Annotated in this window: 18 protein-coding genes; 1 reads left to right on the plus strand and 17 read right to left on the minus strand. The window is 49.2% G+C overall.

The window, feature by feature from the left end; genetic code table 11:
* Window positions 1-4: 4 nt before the first annotated feature.
* The 5 genes from JIE71_RS09800 to JIE71_RS09820 all read right to left on the minus strand — a co-directional run bounded on the left by JIE71_RS09800 (window position 5) and on the right by JIE71_RS09820 (window position 5633).
* Window positions 5-1183: a cysteine protease StiP domain-containing protein gene (locus JIE71_RS09800; RefSeq protein WP_199508531.1), complete on the minus strand. Its 1179-nt coding sequence runs from the start codon at window positions 1181-1183 to the stop codon at window positions 5-7.
* Window positions 1184-1234: 51 nt separating this feature from the next.
* Window positions 1235-2038, minus strand: a complete 804-nt coding sequence (locus JIE71_RS09805; RefSeq protein WP_199508532.1) for an HAD hydrolase family protein — start codon at window positions 2036-2038, stop codon at window positions 1235-1237.
* Window positions 2039-2058: 20 nt separating this feature from the next.
* Window positions 2059-3315 (minus strand): phosphoribosyltransferase domain-containing protein, encoded by a 1257-nt coding sequence (locus tag JIE71_RS09810; RefSeq protein ID WP_199508533.1) that lies wholly within the window; start codon window positions 3313-3315, stop codon window positions 2059-2061.
* Between the two features lie 38 nt (window positions 3316-3353).
* Window positions 3354-4484 carry an NYN domain-containing protein gene (locus JIE71_RS09815; RefSeq protein ID WP_199508534.1) on the minus strand — a complete coding sequence of 377 codons (1131 nt, stop codon included), beginning with the start codon at window positions 4482-4484 and terminating at the stop codon, window positions 3354-3356.
* A gap of 72 nt (window positions 4485-4556) precedes the next feature.
* Window positions 4557-5633, minus strand: a complete 1077-nt coding sequence (locus JIE71_RS09820) for an ATP-grasp domain-containing protein (protein WP_199508535.1) — start codon at window positions 5631-5633, stop codon at window positions 4557-4559.
* 281 nt (window positions 5634-5914) lie between these two features.
* On the opposite strand from JIE71_RS09820, the gene JIE71_RS09825 reads away from it, so the two are divergent.
* Window positions 5915-7138: a TerD family protein gene (locus tag JIE71_RS09825; RefSeq protein ID WP_199508536.1), complete on the plus strand. Its 1224-nt coding sequence runs from the start codon at window positions 5915-5917 to the stop codon at window positions 7136-7138.
* 93 nt (window positions 7139-7231) lie between these two features.
* Here the strand turns inward: JIE71_RS09825 and JIE71_RS09830 are convergent, their stop codons facing one another.
* The 12 genes from JIE71_RS09830 to queC all read right to left on the minus strand — a co-directional run bounded on the left by JIE71_RS09830 (window position 7232) and on the right by queC (window position 20289).
* Window positions 7232-7837 carry a TerD family protein gene (locus JIE71_RS09830; RefSeq protein ID WP_199508537.1) on the minus strand — a complete coding sequence of 202 codons (606 nt, stop codon included), beginning with the start codon at window positions 7835-7837 and terminating at the stop codon, window positions 7232-7234.
* 45 nt (window positions 7838-7882) lie between these two features.
* The gene (locus tag JIE71_RS09835) at window positions 7883-8635 is read right to left on the minus strand and encodes a TIGR00266 family protein (protein WP_199508538.1); all 753 of its coding nucleotides are present in this window, start codon (window positions 8633-8635) and stop codon (window positions 7883-7885) included.
* Window positions 8636-8840: 205 nt separating this feature from the next.
* Window positions 8841-9416, minus strand: coding sequence for a TerD family protein (locus JIE71_RS09840; RefSeq protein WP_199508539.1), 576 nt, complete (start codon window positions 9414-9416; stop codon window positions 8841-8843).
* 241 nt (window positions 9417-9657) lie between these two features.
* The gene (locus JIE71_RS09845) at window positions 9658-10578 is read right to left on the minus strand and encodes a glutaminase (RefSeq protein ID WP_199508540.1); all 921 of its coding nucleotides are present in this window, start codon (window positions 10576-10578) and stop codon (window positions 9658-9660) included.
* A gap of 191 nt (window positions 10579-10769) precedes the next feature.
* Window positions 10770-11840 (minus strand): DUF475 domain-containing protein, encoded by a 1071-nt coding sequence (locus JIE71_RS09850; RefSeq protein WP_199508541.1) that lies wholly within the window; start codon window positions 11838-11840, stop codon window positions 10770-10772.
* A 265-nt stretch (window positions 11841-12105) separates the two neighbouring features.
* Window positions 12106-12681, minus strand: coding sequence for a TerD family protein (locus JIE71_RS09855; protein WP_199508542.1), 576 nt, complete (start codon window positions 12679-12681; stop codon window positions 12106-12108).
* A 197-nt stretch (window positions 12682-12878) separates the two neighbouring features.
* Complete coding sequence (rlmKL, locus tag JIE71_RS09860) at window positions 12879-15152, minus strand: bifunctional 23S rRNA (guanine(2069)-N(7))-methyltransferase RlmK/23S rRNA (guanine(2445)-N(2))-methyltransferase RlmL (RefSeq protein ID WP_199508543.1); 2274 nt, start codon at window positions 15150-15152, stop codon at window positions 12879-12881.
* A 205-nt stretch (window positions 15153-15357) separates the two neighbouring features.
* Window positions 15358-16557: a mechanosensitive ion channel family protein gene (locus JIE71_RS09865; RefSeq protein WP_199508544.1), complete on the minus strand. Its 1200-nt coding sequence runs from the start codon at window positions 16555-16557 to the stop codon at window positions 15358-15360.
* A gap of 116 nt (window positions 16558-16673) precedes the next feature.
* Complete coding sequence (locus JIE71_RS09870) at window positions 16674-18176, minus strand: dihydrolipoyl dehydrogenase (protein ID WP_199508545.1); 1503 nt, start codon at window positions 18174-18176, stop codon at window positions 16674-16676.
* An 87-nt stretch (window positions 18177-18263) separates the two neighbouring features.
* Window positions 18264-18761 (minus strand): peroxiredoxin, encoded by a 498-nt coding sequence (locus tag JIE71_RS09875; protein WP_199508546.1) that lies wholly within the window; start codon window positions 18759-18761, stop codon window positions 18264-18266.
* A 201-nt stretch (window positions 18762-18962) separates the two neighbouring features.
* A complete protein-coding gene (locus JIE71_RS09880) occupies window positions 18963-19292 on the minus strand; it encodes a hypothetical protein (RefSeq protein ID WP_199508547.1) in 330 nt (109 codons plus the stop codon).
* Window positions 19293-19512: 220 nt separating this feature from the next.
* Entirely contained in the window at window positions 19513-20289 is a 777-nt protein-coding gene (gene queC / locus JIE71_RS09885) for a 7-cyano-7-deazaguanine synthase QueC (protein ID WP_199508548.1), read from the minus strand.
* Window positions 20290-20378 lie beyond the last annotated feature (89 nt).

A 20378-nucleotide genomic window follows, 5' to 3' on the forward strand; every position in this document is an offset into this window, starting at 1 on the left:
TATGTTACTCAGTAGCACGAGCCTTGATAATCGTGATGGCTTGATACGGCAAAATATCTGTACCCGCGATATGCATGCTGATGTTTTTCTCAATACATAAATACCGCAGTAGCTTGGTATCAGGATGCTCGGCGCTCGCCAGCAGCACTTGCTCAGGGTCACGGCGCAAGATAGCACGCGTCGCCTCAGCGATGGTCGGCTTGATGCGATTCAGATTGTCAATCTGCTGCTCGGTCGCAATGGCGTTGACAATCGCGGCAGTGCTGTAGCGCGGCCGCTGATATGTGGGCAGTACGTGCAAGGCCTCACTTGATGCTGGCCGTAGCGCATCGACATGCTCAATGAAAGCAAGGCTATGGTCATGCGCCATCAGATTATCATACATTACCGCACGGTGTAGGCCAGTTTCGGGCGCGGTATATAAACTGCGCGATACCAGCCCTGATACCGTGCTGTTGAGCAGTCCTGAAGGTATCAGCCAATCATCATCGCTTGCGGACAGCCACGCCACACCTGCAGGGTCAGCTAAGGTTAATAACGGCACAACGCCCGCGCCTTGATGAAAAATTGCGGCAAAATGTGGGTGCGTGTCTGTATTATACGGCGCAAGACTGCGTGCCAGCTCGCCATAAATCGCGCCTTTGCCTGTCCAGCCATCGACGAATACGAGCTTGCTGCCTTGATGTTGCGCTAAGATTTGCGCCAACGCATTCGCGTCCAAACCACGGTCGCGGATGATGCTCATGCCGTAATGAATACTGGGCAAAGCATAATCTGCGCTAGCGTCACTGAGTGCCCGTTGCAGCAGCACGCCAACGGGCAAACCTGCACGCACCAAGCTGATTAAAATGAGCGGCGTCTGCGCGTTAGCCTCAGCGGCAAAAAGATGATGCAAGGTATGCGCCAGATGGGCAATATCGGTTGCCATGCGCTCGCCGCCAGCCGCCAGCGCTTCTTGGTACAACGCCTCATGCGCCGCGCTTGGGGCGTCTTCTAAAGTCAGCATGTCTGAATAATGGCGCTGCCCGCTTTGGATTAAGGCTTCTTTTTCATCGACAGGCACATCATTGACGGCGTCTTTATCAACGATATCCAGCAGCAGCGTCACGTCCATCTCAGGATAGCTGCCTGAGCCGTAGCCAGATAATGGCAGCGATGGGGTAGCGGATGGGGCAGTCGTCATGGCAAACACTCGTAAAGTCGGGGTAAAATTAATGCGTTACTATTTAGTGCGTCAATGTGCCAATGACGCGGTAATATGCTCATGTAGCTGCCCACGGCTGGGCGTGCCATACCAGTCAAGACATTGTAAAAAAGGCACATCCGCCAAGCTGTCACCAAAGCCAAAGCTCGGGCGGCGCGCATCGAAATGATGGTCTAATAAAAACGTGACTGCGTGCTTTTTATGCACCGCGTGCGGCAAAATAGCCAAGTTATTGGCATTTACATGGACATAAAAATCTTGGGCAAAGTTATCTATCTGCTGTGGCAAGGTTTGTGCCAATGTCTCTAACGCCGCATGGTCTTTGTCAGGATGCTTGATAGAAATATAAATCGCCAGTGTCTTATCATTAAAACTATCACGGTGTACACGTACACGCAGCGTGGGTTGTACTCTTTGCAAATGCGTTTGGATTGTACAGAGGGTATCCTGTAGCGCTGCTAGCATACTGTGCATGTGCGTAGCCCACGTGCTCAGTGGCGTATGCTCAGGCGTCATAATCACCGCGCCATGCGTCAGCACCTGCCAGCTATCAAAGGGCAATTTCACGCGCTGAATCTCGCTGATATCCCGCGCTGTCACTACCACCAGCTCGGTGCTGTGCAGTAGCCAATTAAAAAATGCTGCTTGCCTTGCGCTCATAAAGCTGAGCGGCTCGCCCTCGCGGTTGACCGAAGCGCACACCAAATCATCAGTGGTGGTGGTTGGAATGTCCCACGCCTTAATCTTACGCATGGTTTGAAACAAAGTATCATCTAAATCCATCAGCGCATAGGGCTTGATAATCGTCGCATCAGGGGTAAAAAATGACGTCATAGCGCCGTGATTCCTTATCATTATTTATCCGCAATTTGCGCAGCGGGACTCACCACCAGAACATTGTCTAAACCAGCCCACAGCGCATCGACACTATCGAGCGGCGTCTCGATACATAGGACAATCAAGTCCCATGCCTTAGGGTCGACGTTGTACACAAAGTTGGTCATGCCAAGACCATAATTGTCCTGAAACGAGAGCATACACTCAATCGCGCCGCCGAGTGCAATGGGCGAGCGCGTGAGGGCGGAGAACTTAACGTCATTTTCGGGCGCTTGCTTGCTCAGCCATTCTGCCAATAAAAACGGTAACCACACAAACTCATTACTGCCCAACACCAACACACGCTCAGGCAATTTGGCACTATTAAACGATGTATTTCCAATATACTCGGCAAATCGTGTCTGAAACGCTGCCAAATACGCCTGAAACCCAGCGCGGCTGTCATAGGTTGGCAAGCGTCCCCAAATACCCGTCGGCAATAGCGGCTGACTGCCTGCATCAGTGGTATCTACGCTCGGCATGGTGATGGCGGGCGGGTTGGGCGCATCTTGCCATTGCCATGCGCCTGACAATAGATGATGGCGATGAAAGGCAATGCCCGCAAGCTTATCCGCCAATACTTCATCCATTGTCGCCTGTCCCAGCGACCAATCGACCAACGTGGTTAAATGGACTTGCGCTAACTGCTCAAGCCCAGCTACGCGCAGTGCATTGACCACATTGATGCAGGTGTTGCCTGTTGAGGCTTCGTCATCGATCATAATCAAGGTCTTGCTGGCAAGGAGCTGCTTTTGCACCTCTGAGTCATTGCTTTGGTACAGCAAATGGCGGCTGGCGTGACTGTGGTCTTCACTAAAGGTGGTAAGCAAGGTCGCGTCCGCCTGCGCGTGGCGGGTTGAGTTTAATAACAAGGCATTGGGATAGCGGGTTTGTAGGGCGCTGTGTACGCCAGCAGACAAGCCCACAGCCGTCTCCGCCATACCGACGACCACAATTGGCTCGGGCAGATTGTCAGGAATCGCGTCTGCCAAATCGGTAAAGCTGCGGCGCATGGTACTGGGCGCAACAGGGATATGCCGCCCTAAAACCTTAGAGACGAATAAAAACGCGCGCTTTGGGTTGATACGCTGGGCAAAACCGAGCAAATCACTGAGCTGATATGGCGTGCTCGTTGTGCCTACAGGCTCGCAAATACGGTAGGACAGCTGTAATGTCCCACGTGGTAAGGTGACTTGGTGCTGGGTGGGGATGTTGTCTGTAGCGTGATGACTCATTAGTAGTGAGGGTCTCATAAAAAGTTATAAAAAATGTATTATGCTTTGATAAGGCGAACATAGAGCGTTGAATCGACCGTTTTGGTTTCAAACAGACCCACCGCCTTGACAATATCAATCAATTTATTGTAGCCATAATCGCTCGGACAAAATGCTGGATAGTAGTCTTTAACACGTTTGCCGACCACGCCAAAATTCACCCAGCGCTGGTCATCATAATGAGGCTGACTGGCTACCGCACGACGTAAGCTGTTTAGTAGCTTGGTGTCACACCTTAGTTGCTGCGCTCGCCATGGTGTAGAGGGCAGTGTACTGCTGGCTTGTTTTTGCTGCTGTGTTGGCGCTAGCACAGCTGCGCTATCTTTTAACCGCATACACAGTGTGTTATCCACCATTTGTACATCATATAAGCCAATGGCACGAATCAAATCCGATGACTTGGCATAGCCGTATTTTTCGAGCTTCACATTTTTGTGATGCTGTTTTATTTGACTGATGATATAAGATAAGTGTGACCAGTTACCCTTGGCTTGCGGGTTCTCTTTTAATAGCTTGTTCAGCAATCCGATGAGATGCGTTTGGGTTTGTAATTCTGAGCTGCTCCAACGCTTTTGGCTGACTTGTTCTATCGGCTTGGGCTTTGATAAGGTCGTTGGCACAGCGACTTTGCTTGCTGTTTGGTTGACCACCGTTTGAACAGTGGGCAGTATTTCGGTAGCAGGCGCCGCAGGGTTCATCAAAGTCTCAAGATAATAAAAGCTATCGCACGCTTGTACAAACGCAGGCACGGTGCTTTGCTTGCCAAAGCCCAAAACTGCTGCGCCCTGTTTGCGGATACGCAGTGCTAAGGCAGTAAAATCGCTGTCGCTCGATATCAAACAAAACGCATCGTAGCTGCCATCATGCAGCATATCCATAGCTTCAATCACCATGCCGATATCGGTCGTATTTTTACCTTTGACATAGGCAAAATGCTGCATCGGCTCGATAGCGTGCGTGAGTAGCGCCGCTTGCCATCCGCGAATGTGCTCATCACGCCAATCGCCGTATATTTTTTTACAGGCGATGTGTCCGAGCGTCGCAATCTTTTTCAAAACAGGGGCAATACACTGCGCTGAGGTATTATCAGCATCAATGAGTACCGCAATGTTTCGAAACGTAGATGACATCACTGTCCTTAAGTTTTGAGCGTTCAGTTTTAAGTATGGTTGCGTGGCGCAAAAGGTCAGTGCACAAAAGGCTTATATCTGCACACTCATCATAATTGGGCGCACTTGGCAGGGGGTGATAGCCGCTTGCGCCATCTCCAGCGTGGGCTTGTCCATCAGTCCCAGCCAATAGCCAAAGCCCACTTGCGTCAAGTCTAGGCCACTATGCGTGGTGTAGCCGATACCGCCAGAGGGGCGACTGTTAATCTCCAGCACATGATGGCGACCCGCGTCATCCGCCTTGGTTTGTACGCTCACAATACCATCACAGCCAAACTCATTAATCAATGGCTGAACGACCGCCATCACGGATTCATCATAGCCAACGTGCTGGATTTTGCCCGTCTTATGACGCGTGATTGCCGCCAGCACCTTGCCTGCCTCACAGACCATATCAATAGAGTACTCTTGCCCGTTTAAGTGCGGCATCAGCAGCATCGGAATGGGGCGCTCCTGTACCATGGCGCTGTTTTGATAGGCGTTAATAAATTGCTCGGTAGTGATTTTTTTATTGTCCGTATGATATAGATGCTCAAAGCTGTCCCAACGCTCAGGGGGCGCACGCGCATTGTCCAAACGCCAAAACCCTTGCGCAAAAATCCCCACGATTGGCTTGACACATAGCGGCTGGTGACCGTGCTTTTCTAATAAATTTTTCAGCTCGTTGATATTGTCAAAGCGCCAGCCGTCGGCCACAGGAATGCCCGCCGTCTGACAGCGCTGGGTAAAGGCAAATTTATCATCAATAGCTGCCAAGTCCTTTACAGACAATGCCCCTGTGAGCAGACGAATACCTGCTGCTTCAAAAGTAGCACGCTCGGCCTCGTACTCATCGCCATTGCGCCCTGTTAGCAGTACTTTGACATTGTGTGCACGGGCTTTATCCAGCACGAATTGCCACCGCGGCGTGTCGTCGGTCGGCTCATAATAGACGGTATCTGCGAACTCAAAAATCTCAGGACGTTCGCTACGGTGCGAGGCGATAATCTCAAAGTCTGCGGCCGTTTGCGTCTTTAGTCGTTGTAAGCTGTGCAGCATATCGCGCTGGCTAGACTGTCCTTCAGCGAGCCAAACGGCAGGTCGTGTTGTCATAGCAGCAGAATCATCCATAAAATGATCATCCATTGATTATAAAAAATTGAGCACAAGTGTTTTGTAGGCACGATAGTAGCAGCTTGCCCAAGTGCCCGCAATCATTAAGATAGAGAGAGAACTGCGAAGTACGCAGCGCGTACATTTTATCGTCAATACGCGCGCTCAGTGACCTTATTGTATGAATAAGTAGCAATAATTTTGCGGTATTTGTCTTGCACCCTGATGGCGATATCGTTATGTTTATAACACGCTTTTTTTACTCAATAACGATTATTTGATAACCACAGGAACCCACCATGAGCCAAACCTTGATTGCAGGGGCAAACGCACCGTTACCGACCGACAATATCAGCGTACGCATCATGAGCAATGCACCGATTGATTGCGCCGCTTACCGCCTTGCGGCAACAGGACAAGTGCGCGGGGATGGCGACATGATTTTTTATGGGCAAACGCGCAGCGATGATGGCAGCGTTTCGTTTCGTGGTCATGACAGCGATGGTTTTTTTGATATCAATTTGCCCGCGCAGCCTGCTGCAATTGAAAAAATTGCCTTAGCCTTTTCAAACGACAAGCCCTTATCACACATTGGCGATGTTGATATTCAAGTGTTTGTAGGCAATCAACAGCTGCTTACTGCCACGTTGCCTGCGGCAGGACGGGATGAAAAAGCCATCATTTTAGCCGAGTGCTACCGCCGTCAAGGGGCGTGGAAATTTCGCTTTATCGCCCAAGGGTTTAACGGCGGACTCAAGCCATTGTCCGAGCACTTTGGGGTTGAGATTGCCGATGACGCGCCCAGCCAAGCCGCTCAAAACCAAAACAGTGCGCCCACACCGCCGCCAATACCGAGCGCTGCGCCAAGTAGTGTGAATCTTAATAAAATTAGCCTAACCAAGTCGCAATCGAGCATTAACCTAAAAAAACGTGACAACTTTGGCAAAATCGCAGTCAACCTCAACTGGAATCAGCAGGGCGATACGGGTAATCAAAACAGCAGCCCTGCGCCCAAAAGAGGCCTGCTCTCTGACTTATTCAGTCAGCATCAGAGTAAAGGGCAAAATATTGATTTGGATGTCGGTGCAATGGTACATCTGGCTAATGGCGAAAAAACGTTGATTCAGGCACTTGGCGACCGTTTTGGGCAGTTAAACGCGCCGCCGTATGTGTGTTTGCGTGCCGATGACCGTACAGGACAAAACAAAACGGGCGAATGGCTGGACATTAACGGGGCAGAGTGGGCGAATATTAAAGAAGTGTTTATTTTTGCCTTTATTTATCAAGGTGTGCCCAACTGGGCAAAAACCGATGGCGTGGTGACCATTGACGTACCTGAGCAGCCACCGATTGAGACGCGCTTGACCGAAGGCGCGGGCAACATGCCCATGTGCGCCATTGCCCGCTTGGTTAACCAAAACGGCAGCATCAATGTCGAGCGTATCAATCGCTATTTTTCAGGGCACCAAGAGATGGATAAGGCGTTTGGCTGGGGCTTTCAGTGGAAGCGCGGCAGAAAATAACGCGTGATTGCTCTACATTACTCTTATTAAGCATAAGAAAAGCCCGCTGTCTTAGCGGGCTTTTTGGTGATGACCTAATTTAAAATAAGGCGATTAAGCGTGCGGTGTGACCGCAGGCATCAAATCATGGAACGTGCGCCCCTTTGCGGTTTCGCCGATGGCGTGCATTTTCCATTCGTTATTATGACGATAGACTTTTGCCATAATCATCGCCGTGTGACTGCCTTGCGCCGATAGGTTGTAGCGAGCCACCTCTTGATTGTTATTGGCATTGACCAAGCGGCAAAATGCATTGGCAACGCTGTCAAAGGTCTGACCCGTAAAGCTGTTGACGGTAAACACCAGCGACGTCACATTGGCAGGTACGCGTGACAAATCAACATTAATCACTTCGTCATCACCGTCACCATCGCCAGTACGGTTGTCGCCTGTGTGGGTGATGCTGCCGTCGTTGGAATTCAGCTGCCCAAACCAAATGGTGTCAACCACTTGTTTACTTGCATCAAACATGATGCATGAGGCGTCCAAATCAATAGATTTACCGCCACCGCCACCAAAAAGCTTGCCCAAAAAGCCGCCGCCTTGTTTGTCTGATGCGCCTGCCACGTCCCAACCCAGTCCGAGTTTGACTTTGGTTAGGTCGCCGCCTGCTTCTTTACTTAACGAAATTTTTTGTCCTTTTTGCAAACTGACTGCCATGATGTCTGTCCTTATAATACATAGTTATTGTTTAGAAATAGTGCGCTATAGTACTTGGTTTAAAAAGCCGCCATTACCGCCGCGTCCGCCTGAGCTGCTGCCCAAGATGCTTTGTAACCAGCCTTGATAGCTGTCGCGGTTGCGTGAGCAGATGATGACTTTACCTTTGCCTGAAAAATTCAGTACCATGCCTTCGCCGCTGGTGACAGAATTGATGATATTGCCCATAAAGCCTTTTTTCTTACTGGTCGAGACTGCCAAGCGATAATCAAGGTTTGAGTCCCAGCAGACGACGTGACCATTGTCAATAATCACGTCTTTATCAGGCGTCACCTCAATCTCAAACAGTGAGCCAAAGCCTGATACCACAAGCTGTCCCTTACCTTGGGTTTGCATCACCACAAAGCCGCCAGTATCACCGAATACCGCCCCGCCAAGATTTCGCTGGATATTGGCATTGACCTGTACGCCTTGTTGCGCGGCGACAAACGCACCGTCACTTAGCGTATATTGCTGCGCGCCGACCTCAATGATTTGCATGTCACCATCTAAAGTCGGGGCGAGTAGACAATCGCCTTCGCCATGTACCGCTTCAATCTCTTGTTGAAATAGTGATTCGTCATTGGCAAAACGGCGCATCAAGGATTGCATGATACCGCCTTGCAGCTTGCCTTTTAGCTCAAGGTTCGATTCCATCATCACCATCGCATTGGCTTCGCAATAAATCGAATCGCCACGCTGTAGGTTACAATGCAAAAAAGGCTCAATCGTGCCAATCAAGCTAAATGTCGCCGCCATAACTACGCCATCCTTATATCAAGTTCAATCATCAGCAAAATAAATAATAAAGCAAGGTATTACTACTATACGCCATACAAAAAAAGAGGTGCAGAACCGCAGTCATTTTAGGCAAATGCCAATAATGCTGAACCGTCCATGCACCTCTGTATCAGACAATATACGCATAAAAAATCGTATATTTATCTAAAGCGTATCGGTAGGATTACACATTCACGCCATAAGAAGCCGCTAATGGACCTAGACCGCCGTTAAAGCCTTGACCAACAGCGCGGAATTTCCAATCGCCATTGTGGCGATACAACTCACCAAAAATCATTGCGGTCTCGGTGCTGCTGTCTTCTGATAGGTCATAGCGGGCGATTTCGCTGTTGCCATTGTCATTGACGATACGGATATACGCGTCGCTAACTTGACCGAAGTTTTGGTTGCGGCTTTGGCCTTCATAGATGATGGCGCAGATAGCGACTTTGTTCACATCCGCAGGCACGCTCGCTAGGTTGACTTTAATTTGTTCATCATCGCCGTCGCCTTCGCCAGTACGGTTGTCGCCTGTGTGCTCGACTGCGCCGTTGTCAGATTTTAGATTGTTAAAAAAGATAAAGTCTTGGTCATTACGCACTTTGCCTGCATCGTTTAGCAAAAAGCCAATTGCGTCCAAATCAAAGTCTTGACCGTCGGTGGCACGTGGGTCCCAACCCAAACCAACAGTGATATTGGTTAAGCCTGGGGCTTCTTTTGATAGGTTGACGTTGCCGCCTTTGGTTAAGCTGATAGCCATGGTTGTATCCTTAATCGTTATTGAATGGTGGACAAAGGACTGTGTCTCTTGCCCAAAAACACAAAATCGTACAATCTTACACCGCATGCATTCCTTTTTAGCTGTCCAATAGCCATTTGGTAAAAGGTATCACTTCGGTGACGCTTTACTATACTAAGCAGGGCGAGGGGACGCAAGGCGAATTTTGTCCTGTTACGCATTACTTATATTGCGATGAAAAGGCGATAGATTCGGGCGCTTTTTAGTTACCAAATACTGACCAGCCTGTCTCTTGGACGAACATCTCAAGCGCCATAGAGCCAAGCTTTGAGTTGCCGACATGGTCAAGACCAGGCGACCATACGGCAATGGCGCCTTTACCTGGTGCAACGGTCAAAATCCCGCCGCCGACCCCACTTTTGCCAGGTAGTCCGACACGATAGGCAAACTCACCTGAGCCGTCATAATGCCCGCACATCATCATTAAGGAGTTAATGCGTCGTGAACGCTGGGCATTAATCACGCGCACCCCTGTGTGATTGTTGACACCATTAGAGACCAAAAACAGCCCCGCACGTGCCAACTGACGGCAGCTCATGGCAATAGAGCATTGGTGAAAGTACGTGCCCAATACCTTGTCTACATCGTGCTTGAGACGACCAAAGGATTTCATAAAATGGGCAAGCGAGGCATTGCGGTCTTTGTGCGCCATCTCTGAGGCGGCGACCTTGTGGTCAAAGCTGATGGTATCGTCATCGGCGATAAAGCGTACAAATTGCAAAATCTCACCCAATACCGCTTTTGGCTCATGTCCCATCATGATGGCGTCCACCACCGCAATCGCACCAGCGTTGATAAACGGATTGCGCGGGCGACCTGATTCGTGCTCGAGCATCATAATCGAGTTAAATGGGTCACCTGATGGCTCGCGGCCCACGTGCGTCCATAGGGCATCACCCAACTTGCCAAGGCCAATGGTTAAGGTAAATACCTTAGAGATACTTTGAATCGAAAACAGCGTATCGGCATCGCCTGCAGCATACATTTTGCCATCGGGGGTGGCAACTGCGATACCAAACTGATTGGGGTCAATGTGCGCAAGCTGCGGGATATAGTTGGCGACCTTACCACGTTCGGTCTCTTTTGCCATTTGCTTGGCAATATCATCAAGAATCTGTTGCATAGTCATATCACTCATGATGTTACTAGGACGCAAAAAGGCAGCGCCGATACAGCGCCTGTGCCCTAATGATTGATTGCGAGTGATTGTAACCGAATATGGACGTAAGGGCAGCAAAATCCCAAAAACGCGCATAAAAAAACAAGCCATCACGATTGTAATGGCTTGCTATAAATGATGTTACGTAATCTGCCTTACTCTTTAAGCAGTGCAGCTTCTTTTTTGCGGTGCTTGAGCGAGCCCCATAGTGCTAAGCCAATAAAGGCAATACCAATCAGACCAGTAATCAGCTCAGGGACGTGGAATTTGACCGACAGCAGCATGATGATAGCAAGTGCGCCAATAGCGTAGTGCGCGCCGTGCTCAAGGTAAATAAACTCGTCCAGCGTGCCTTTGTCCACCAAAAAGATGGTCATTGAACGTACGAACATCGCACCAATCGCCAGACCCAACATGATGATAATCACGTCATTGGTAATGGCAAACGCGCCAATCACACCATCAAAACTGAACGACGCATCTAAGATTTCTAGGTATAAGAAACCAATGATACCGCCTTTCATAATCGCGCTGGTCGCCGCGCCCGCATTACCAGATTCTTCGGCTTCTAGTTCTTCTTCAAGGTCGCCTTCCAGCATACCTGACACCACTTGCACACCAAGGTAGACCAAAATACCCCAAACGCCCGCAATAAGTACGGCGCTTGCTTGCTCCGTAGCCGCCTGTGAGACTGCAATCATCAATACAATCAGCGCCACAAACACGCTCATGGCATCGACCTTGCCCAGCTTAGCAAGGCGGCTTTCTAACCACTCAAACCAATGCACGTCTTTGTCATCAAAAACAAAGTTTAAGAACACCAGCAGCAAGAAAATACCACCAAATGCCGAAATCTCCGCATGGTGCGCCATCAGTTTGGCAGAATATTCAGTCGGCTCATACAGCGCCAGATTGATAACTTCCATCATGCCCATGTCGGCAGTGACGGCAACGATGACAATCGGGAAGACCAAACGCATACCAAAGACGGCGATTAAAATACCGACGGTTAAGAAAATCATTTTCCAAAAATGATCCCAGTGCTTGAGCACCGAGGCGTTGACGACCGCGTTATCAAAGGACAGTGAGATTTCCATCACTGCCAAAATTGCGGTAATCGACAGCGCTGAAATCAGCCCACCAATGCCGCCGTGTGAATATCCCCACCATGACGCCACAATCAGGGCAATCGCGGTAAAGATAAAGTCTAAATAAAAATGCCTCATGACATATCCTATAAGATGGTGTAAAACGAGAGAGAGTCAGACTCAGACCCGCGCACTGTCAAATTTAGCTGCGTTATTAAGCGCTTACAAATCAGCAGTGGGTATAGCAGATGAGCAGTAGTGAACACAATTAAAGCGTGCATCAACACGCTTTAACCGTTAAAACAATACACCTATAATGGGGGCGTTTGTGCCAAATAACATGAGCAACGATAATCTTGATAGAACGTCGTTTGACACTAAATGCTCAGTCATTTTTTAAGCATTAAATATCTACGCCATATTGATGACACATGGCTTGTAAGCCGCCTGAATACCCTTGACCCACGGCGCGGAATTTCCACTCGCCATTGTGACGATACACTTCACCAAAGACCATCGCGGTCTCGACCGAGTAGTCTTCTGCCAAATCAAAGCGTACCACTTCCGTACCTGTTTCTTCATTGACCACACGGATAAAGGCGTTCGCCACTTGACCAAAGTTTTGGTTACGTGCTGCCGCTTCGTGAATGGTCACGGTGACCACGATTTTGTCCACATCGCTGGGCACTTGGGTCAGATTGACCTTGATGACTTCATCATCACCATCGCCTTCGCCTGTGCGATTATCGCCTGTATGCTCAACCGCGCCATTGTCAGATTTTAATTGATTATAAAAAATAAAATCATGGTCGCCGCGCACCTTGCCTGCATTGCTCAGCAAAAACACGCTGGCATCAAGGTCAAACTCCGCACCCGAGGTTGCGCGCTCATCCCAGCCCAAGCCGACCAGCAGTTTGGTTAGATTAGGGTCGGTCTTGGTTAGTGAGAGGTTGCCGCCTTTGTTTAATGATAAAGCCATAATTGAACCTTTGTTATTAGAATGAATGTTAGCGTCAGTGTTGAGGCACTGCGATATTATTATAGAAAACTATAAAAATGACCCAATCACACAATGATTAGGTCACCATCCTTTGTAACATATATGACTTTGATGTACCAAACAATGTACTTTTTGCAACGCGCTTTTTTATAACAAAAGGTTTCGCAAGACATGCCCTAGGCTTTGTGACGCAGCTCAAAGCTCTGGTGAATCGGTTTTTTAATATTAAAATCAAAACCAATGGTTTTTGGTGTGATATCAATCACGTCATAACGCTGGCGCAAGCGCTCATCCAACTCAAAGCGGGTAAAGTTGTTCGAGAAGAACAGCACGCCGTCTGAGCTGAGGCGGTTCATCGCACGGTTAATCAGCGCTGCATGGTCGCGCTGCACATCAAAGGTGCCTTGGAACTTTTTCGAGTTAGAAAAGGTCGGCGGGTCAATAAAAATCACATCGTATTGCTCGGTGTTGTTTTTAATCCATTCAAACGTATCGGCGGCGATAAATTGATAGTGACGGCGCTCGATATCAATACCGTTTAACACAAAGTTTTGCTTGCCCCAATCGAGGTAGTTTTGTGACAAATCGACGCTGGTGACGTGACTTGCGCCCGCCAATGCCGCATGGATACTGGCGGTACAGGTATAGGCGAATAGGTTCAGCACGCGCTGATTGGCACTTGCCGCCTTGATGCGCGCGCGCATATTACGGTGGTCAATAAACAGACCTGTGTCTAAATAATCGGTAAAGTTAACATAAAAATAGGCATTGTCTTCTTTTACCACATGGAACTTGCCTTTTTTGTCCGCCTGTCCTTGTTTGCTGTATTGCTCATTGCCCGATTGGCGCGCACGGGTCTTGATAAAGACTTGCTCACGGTTGACGCCGAGCACTTCACGGATGCCAAGGAGCGCAAGGTTAAAGCGTTTTTTGGCAGTCTCAGGCGGGATGCTCTTTGGTGGCGCATACTCTTGCACGTGGACATAGTCGCCATAGATATCGACCGCGACTTTAAAGTCAGGCAAGTCGGCATCGTAGATGCGCAGATTGGTCACGCCAGATTTCATTGCTTGTTTTTTGAGACGTTGCAGATTTTTTTGCAAGCGATTGATAAAGTCTTGTGCCTCTTCGCTCTCAATCTCACGCTTTTCAAAGCGCTCAATCAGCGGAATATTTTGGCGCATCTGTAGCGCCCCGTGGCGGAAATAGACCACAATCGCGCCGTTATGGCAGCGCAGGGTTTGAGGCTCGGTAATCGGCAAAATGTCCGCTTGCTCAACGTGCGCGGCAAGGATGCCCAGCATCGGCGTGATGCCGCTGCCTGTAAAGCTGTCTTGTAGTTGTAGCGCCAGCGCTTGATATAACGGCTTAATCATCGCTTCATCGCCCAGACGCTCACCGTATGGTGGGTTAGTCATAATCAGCGGACGTTTGATGTTGCCTGCCGTGACCAATGGGCGCAGCTGACGGCTCAACTGCACAAGGGCGCGATTCTCAAGCGTGATGTGCGGTACGACATCGTGCAGACCTGCAGCAAGCAGGTTCTTTTGCGTGGCGATAATCGCGCCGATATCGGCATCAAAGCCCAGCACATTTGGTAGCGATTCAGGGTGTTCTTGCACTTTAGCGAGCGCCGTTTCAAAGCGGGTTTGCGCGTCTTCGACCAAACTGTCCCACAGCTCGGCATCGTGATGCTGCCAGGTATAAAAACCAAACTGGCGCGCCGCCTTATCAATACCCACCGCGTAGTCGCAGTGCATAAGCAAAGCTTCAATCAAAAACGTGCCCGAACCGCACATTGGGTCAACCAGCGTGTCGTAATGCGGCGTGCCGTCGGCGTTCTTTTTGTGCCAGCCTGCGCTATAGAGCAGGGCAGCGGCAAGGTTTTCTTTTAGCGGCGCTTCGGTCATCGCCACGCGGTAGCCACGGCGGTGCAAACTGGTGCCTGACAAGTCCAAATACAGCTCGGCTTGCTTGTCATTGACGGTCGCAAAAATTGCAAAGTCAGGATTGCGGCTATCGACATTGGGGCGGCTACCGCTGGCTTCATTAAAGGTATCGGCGATGGCGTCTTTGATACGCAGCATGGCAAACTGCTGATTGACCGCCACGCGCTTATCGACCGACAGACGGATGGCAAAGGTTTCTTCAACCGAAAATTGCTCCAGCCATTCGACCGATTTTGCCAAGCCGTACAGCTGCTCGGCGACGTCATATTCTTTATTGATATTGCGGCGTTTAATGGGCATCAATACCCGCGAGGCGACACGCGACCATAGGCAAATGGTGTACAAGTCACGCAGGCTGGCAGTGACCGCGAGGCGACCAGTGCTTTTAATCTCGCTACTGATGCCAAAGCTGACAAGCTCGGTCTGTAATGGTAGCTCCAAGCCATCGGCACAAGTGATGATAAGCTCAAAAGAAGAAGAGGGCGTGCGGGGGTCTGTCATACAAATACCTGTGCCAATCGGGGCAATAATGCGGGGAGAAAATAAAAGCGAATTTTAGCACAATTTGGTTGGATTTGCCTGAGCTTAGGCGCAGACCGATGATGATAGCGCGCACGCGGCTACTGACCAAGACTGGCAACAAAATACAAAGAAAAAGTAAGTTAAAAATAATGCCAAAAAATATTGGCGCGGGCTAAAGCGACGGTTAAGGCTTGTCTAAATTTGGCGCATTGTCAGTGTTGTTAGGACGACTTTTGCGGACGACTTCTGTCGTGGTGGCAAAGGGCTTGGTCTCAATCGGATAATCCACGTCTTTTGGCATCAATAGGCGCATGTGCGGATAAGGGATAGAAATGCCCGCCGCCTCAAAACCATTTTTGATGTCTTCATACAGCCCTTCTTTAATCTTCGGCATACGTGATACCGCCGTAGGCTTGACCCAAAAGCGCACGATAAAATACACGCCGTATTCACCAATCTCGGCAATAGTCGCCGAAGTTTCGGGGCGGGTAAGCACCGCTTCGGTGTCTTTTAACGTATTTAAAATCACCTCGCGCGCGGCGGACACATCGGCCTCAAAGGCAATCCGTACGCGAATATCAAAGCGCACAAAATTTTTGGCAGTTAAGTTAATCACCTCGGAGGAGGCAACGTTAGAATTGGGGATAATCACTGTGATGTTGTCACGGGTCAAAATATGCGTGGTACGCAAAGAAATCAGCACCACGCGCCCCTCGCGATTATTGATGTTAATCCAGTCGCCCACCTGAAACGACTGCTCCAGCAAAATGGTAATGCCCGCGATAAAGTTGGCAAGGGTGGATTGCGCTGCAAAGCCGACTGCCAAACCGACAATTCCCAAACCTGCGACCAGTGAGACAATATCAAAGCCAAACTGCGCCATCACGCTGGCAAGTCCTAAGACTAAGATAAGCACGGAGAGAATGTTTTTTAACAGCTGCTCGATAGAAGCGCTCAGTCCGTAATGTTGCAGCACACGATGGATAATATGCCCTGAAGACGTCCACAGCACATAATAAATCCCTGCCCAAATGCTCGCTTTGGCGGTCGCTTTGATGGTGGCGGGTTCGATATTGATTTGACTCATGACCGCAATTAGACTGGCGACAATCCACACATAACGCAAAAATGAGCGGGCAATCTTGGCGCGGCGGTCGTTAAAGTGTAGGCGCTGATGATTGTGCTTGATGATGTAAATGGCGAGCCAGTAGATAAAACCGAGTACCGCCAGCAAAATCAGAATTTTAATGCCCGTGCTGGCAAGCTCAACAGCGTGCCTTTGCCAATCGCGGGAGTCTTCTTCTAATGAGCCGCCAATCGCAAGGTACAAGCTGGTATGCAAGTCTTGAATGATTTCTTGAAAAAAATCGGTGATACCTGCCATTGGCTTCCCTGTTTGTGTGTGACTGATGATGTGTGGTGTGCTAAATGGTTCAAGGTGACACGTTTAGGGCGCATCCTTACGCCCTAGTATATACCTATCTGTTCACCGTTGTGCCATTAGGTTTGATGCGGGATAGACATTTGTGCTTGTGCGTGACGCAAGGCGCTGCGTAGCCCCTCCAAAATGGTCGGATGATAAAAGGGCGACTCCAGCAATGCCTTGATGCTCATCTCGTGCGTAACCGCTATCGCAAGGATATGCGCGATATATTCGGCATCGGGCGCTACCATGCACGCGCCCAAAACTTTATCCGTTTTAGCACAGGCGTAGATGTGCAGCATACCGCAGTTCACGTCCATAATGCGGCTGCGTCCTTGGTTGGCAAAGCTGACTTTACCAATCACATATTTAAGATTCTGTTCTTCAATCTCAGGCAGCGCCATGCCGACAGTCGCGATTTGCGGTTCACAAAATACGATAGATAACGGAATGGACGGTGGGCGTAAATGGCTTTGTGAGTCATCGAGACATACCGCGTGCCCCGCGCTAAAGCCTTCATCGCTCGCCACATGTAATAATGGCAAATTAGCATTGGCGTCACCGACTATATAGACATTTAAATCGCCAATGCGCCCTGTATTTTTGTCCAAATTTTGCGGGCGGTTCTTATCATCCAGCGTGACGCCCAGATTGGTCACACCAAGGTTGTCTAAGTCATTACGGCGACCTGTGGCGACCAATACGCGCTCGCCTTGCCATTGTTTTTGATTGCCGTGATGATCACTATAATCAAGCGTTGCTTGCGATATACCGTCTTTGGTACTGCACGCCACCTTATTGATTTTACTGTCTAATTTTAAAGTCATCTCATTAGACAAACAGCTGATGGCTTGATGGTTAATTTCTTTATCTTTTAAACCGCCGATGCGCCCCACACGGTTGAATAAAGTTACTTCAACACCAAGGCGAGTAAAGGCTTGCGCCAGCTCCAAACCAATAGCGCCTGCACCGACCACAGCCAGTGAGGCAGGCAGGTCATTAAGCTCAAACACGGTATCTGAGGTAATCAAACTATCGCCCAATGCCTCGGCCCAACCCTCAGGAATAAAAGGCGAGCTGCCAGTCGCAATGATAATATGCTCCGCCTCAATGCATTCATCACTGACTTCAATATTGCCATCGCTATTGATGTGGGCGCGCCCTGAGATTTTTTTATCGTCATCCCAACCATCGACCTGTCGTTGTGAGAAGCTAGTAAAGTGGTCACGCTCTGATTGTACGCGCTGCATCACAGCCTTACCGTCTATACTGGCAGTCGCTTGAATGCCAAATGTGTCCGCGCTCTTTACCGCGTGCGCACGTTGAGCGGCGGCAATCAGTAGTTTGCTTGGCATACAGCCAACGGTCGCACACGTCGTCGTCCAAAAGCCATCATTGATAATAACGATATTGTCGGTTTGCTTGCTGGCTTGGCGAAAGGCGTTTTGTCCTGCTGTACCCGCGCCGATGATGGCGACGGCAACTTTGCGTGTGACTTGACGCAGTGCAGTGTTGGTTTGATCGTTATTCTTACTGCTGTTTTCGCTGTTGCTGTTATTTTCGTTATTTTTATCAGTCATAAAAAGTCCGGACCTTACATTCAGTACGATATAAAAAGTGATATAAAAGAAAACCCCAGTCTTTATTAAAATGTGTTGACTAAGGGGTTATCGAGCAAGTGTTTCTAGCAAGCGTTGGACATAGCCTTTGGCGCGTAGGTTACGCTGCGCGTGGGTCAAGTTGCCATCGGCATCAAAAATAAAGGTTGAGCGTACCAAGCCAAGCGTGGTCTTACCGTACATATTCTTTTCACGAATCACATCAAAATGTTTGCACAGCGCTTCGTCTTCATCGCTAATCAGTGCAATCTGTAAATCGTGCTTGTCCATAAACTTTTTATGCGACTCAATACTGTCACGCGATACGCCCACCACACGGTAACCAAGCGTATCAAAGTCTTGCAAATGCGCCGTAAAATCAATCGCTTGTGTGGTGCAACCTGACGTATTGTCTTTGGGATAAAAATATAAGATAAGGCCGCGCTGGGTGTTTTTAATCATATCCGCGAGTATGACTTCATCCGTAATAAAATTGTCGTCTAGCTTGCGCACCATGGCGACAGGAAAGGTAGGTAGGTCAATGGTTTCATCGGTAGGCTTTGCCATTATAGAGTCCTCAAATATGGTTTTATAATAGTAAAAAGGATAAGTGCTGAATAAATATTTTAATTAGAGTAGCAGGTTCTATAGAAGCGTGCTAGCGGGGATACCAAGCAACAAAAAAAGACCAACCAAGGTCAGTCTTTTTGTAAAAAGGGTGTGTCGTTTTGTAGCACCTATGAGGAAAAGGCGCAGAAAATAAACGACTTACGCAGGCTTTTGTGGCTGCTTTAAATCCAAACCTTGCGTGCATTGCTGCAAGTCTTTTTGCATAGTTTTTACATATGGTAGGCCTGATGGGTCTTTTTTGTTCTGCGCGTAGCTTTCGATTTCCCACATTTGACCAATAGTCATTTTGCTGCGTACACCGATAGTGCACGTACACAATTTATTAGCCGTGCTTTTATCCGCGACTTTATATTTAACCGCGCCATTGACACACTTATTAATATTGTCTTGCTTGATATCGACAGCATTCGCTTGAGTGACGCCCATCAAACCAACGATAGCGAATGGGATTAACTTTAACAGCTTCATAATTATCCTCTACAATAAACAATCTGGATCAGGCATCTCAGAGCCGTACAAACGGCCGTTCATAGAGATGAAAATCGTCATTACGATAGCAAGTCTACTTACCAAAGCCAACAAATAACATGCTGTGCCTATGCAAGCAAATGTTACGCATTTGTGTAACGGCACTTCATAGGCTGTTTAGTGTGCGGCGCGTGGCTTTGATGAGTCGCTGAGTTTGTGCTTATGCCACTTGATAACGGGTTGGATCAGGGGTGCCTGCTTGTTCAAAGCCTTGACGACGTAGGGTGCAGCTGTCGCACACGCCGCAAGCACGACCATTGGCATCGGCTTTGTAGCACGAGATAGTTTGGCTATAATCGACGCCGAGCGATACCCCAAGCGCGATGGTTTGCGCTTTTGATAAGGTTTGTAGCGGGGTCTGAATGTGCAGTTTGTGCCCCGTTACGCCCGCTTTGGTCGCAAGGTTCGCCATGGTTTCAAAGGCCTCAATATATTCAGGGCGGCAGTCAGGATAGCCTGAATAGTCAACTGAGCTGACGCCAATCACGATGTGCTTGGCTTCGGTGACTTCGGCCACGGCGAGCGCATAAGACAAAAAGATAGTATTGCGCGCAGGCACGTAAGTGTTTGGAATGGCGCTATTATCAGGCGCGCTGTCACCATCGGTCGTGAACTTATCGGCATCGCCATCAGGGACAATCATGCTGTGGTCGGTCAGCGATGAGCCGCCGAGCTGGGCAATATCAATATCAATAATGCGGTGACTGACGCCTGCACGCTCAGCGATGGCTTTTGCTGCGACCAGCTCGCTGTTGTGGCGCTGACCGTAGTTAAAGCTGACCGCAGTGACCGACTGATAGCGCGCCTTTGCCCAATACAGACAGGTGACCGAGTCCAAACCGCCCGAGAGCAATACCACCGCATTGTCGCAGGCGGTGCTGTCTGTTGCGGCGTTTAAGTCAGAAAGGTTTTGGGTGCTGGGGCTGGCGTGCGTCATGGTTGGCTCTATTTTACTCAGAAAAGCCGCTATTTTACCAAACTTGCCGCCAGCACAAAACCATCGGCAGTGTACCCGTGCGCACAGAG

Origin of the sequence: Psychrobacter sp. bablab_jr014, from assembly GCF_016464015.1 — a bacterium.
Lineage (GTDB): Bacteria > Pseudomonadota > Gammaproteobacteria > Pseudomonadales > Moraxellaceae > Psychrobacter.

Coding starts and splice junctions, on each gene's coding strand:
- JIE71_RS09820 (WP_199508535.1), bottom strand. CDS start 5,633: ATGGATGATTCTGCTGCTATGACAACACGACCTGCCGTTTGGCTCGCT.
- JIE71_RS09800 (WP_199508531.1), bottom strand. CDS start 1,183: ATGACGACTGCCCCATCCGCTACCCCATCGCTGCCATTATCTGGCTAC.
- JIE71_RS09830 (WP_199508537.1), bottom strand. CDS start 7,837: ATGGCAGTCAGTTTGCAAAAAGGACAAAAAATTTCGTTAAGTAAAGAA.
- JIE71_RS09815 (WP_199508534.1), bottom strand. CDS start 4,484: ATGTCATCTACGTTTCGAAACATTGCGGTACTCATTGATGCTGATAAT.
- JIE71_RS09840 (WP_199508539.1), bottom strand. CDS start 9,416: ATGGCTATCAGCTTAACCAAAGGCGGCAACGTCAACCTATCAAAAGAA.
- JIE71_RS09875 (WP_199508546.1), bottom strand. CDS start 18,761: ATGGCAAAGCCTACCGATGAAACCATTGACCTACCTACCTTTCCTGTC.
- JIE71_RS09870 (WP_199508545.1), bottom strand. CDS start 18,176: ATGACTGATAAAAATAACGAAAATAACAGCAACAGCGAAAACAGCAGT.
- JIE71_RS09805 (WP_199508532.1), bottom strand. CDS start 2,038: ATGACGTCATTTTTTACCCCTGATGCGACGATTATCAAGCCCTATGCG.
- JIE71_RS09855 (WP_199508542.1), bottom strand. CDS start 12,681: ATGGCTTTATCATTAAACAAAGGCGGCAACCTCTCACTAACCAAGACC.
- JIE71_RS09825 (WP_199508536.1), top strand. CDS start 5,915: ATGAGCCAAACCTTGATTGCAGGGGCAAACGCACCGTTACCGACCGAC.
- JIE71_RS09845 (WP_199508540.1), bottom strand. CDS start 10,578: ATGCAACAGATTCTTGATGATATTGCCAAGCAAATGGCAAAAGAGACC.
- JIE71_RS09810 (WP_199508533.1), bottom strand. CDS start 3,315: ATGAGTCATCACGCTACAGACAACATCCCCACCCAGCACCAAGTCACC.
- JIE71_RS09835 (WP_199508538.1), bottom strand. CDS start 8,635: ATGGCGGCGACATTTAGCTTGATTGGCACGATTGAGCCTTTTTTGCAT.
- queC (WP_199508548.1), bottom strand. CDS start 20,289: ATGACGCACGCCAGCCCCAGCACCCAAAACCTTTCTGACTTAAACGCC.
- JIE71_RS09865 (WP_199508544.1), bottom strand. CDS start 16,557: ATGGCAGGTATCACCGATTTTTTTCAAGAAATCATTCAAGACTTGCAT.
- JIE71_RS09850 (WP_199508541.1), bottom strand. CDS start 11,840: ATGAGGCATTTTTATTTAGACTTTATCTTTACCGCGATTGCCCTGATT.
- rlmKL (WP_199508543.1), bottom strand. CDS start 15,152: ATGACAGACCCCCGCACGCCCTCTTCTTCTTTTGAGCTTATCATCACT.
- JIE71_RS09880 (WP_199508547.1), bottom strand. CDS start 19,292: ATGAAGCTGTTAAAGTTAATCCCATTCGCTATCGTTGGTTTGATGGGC.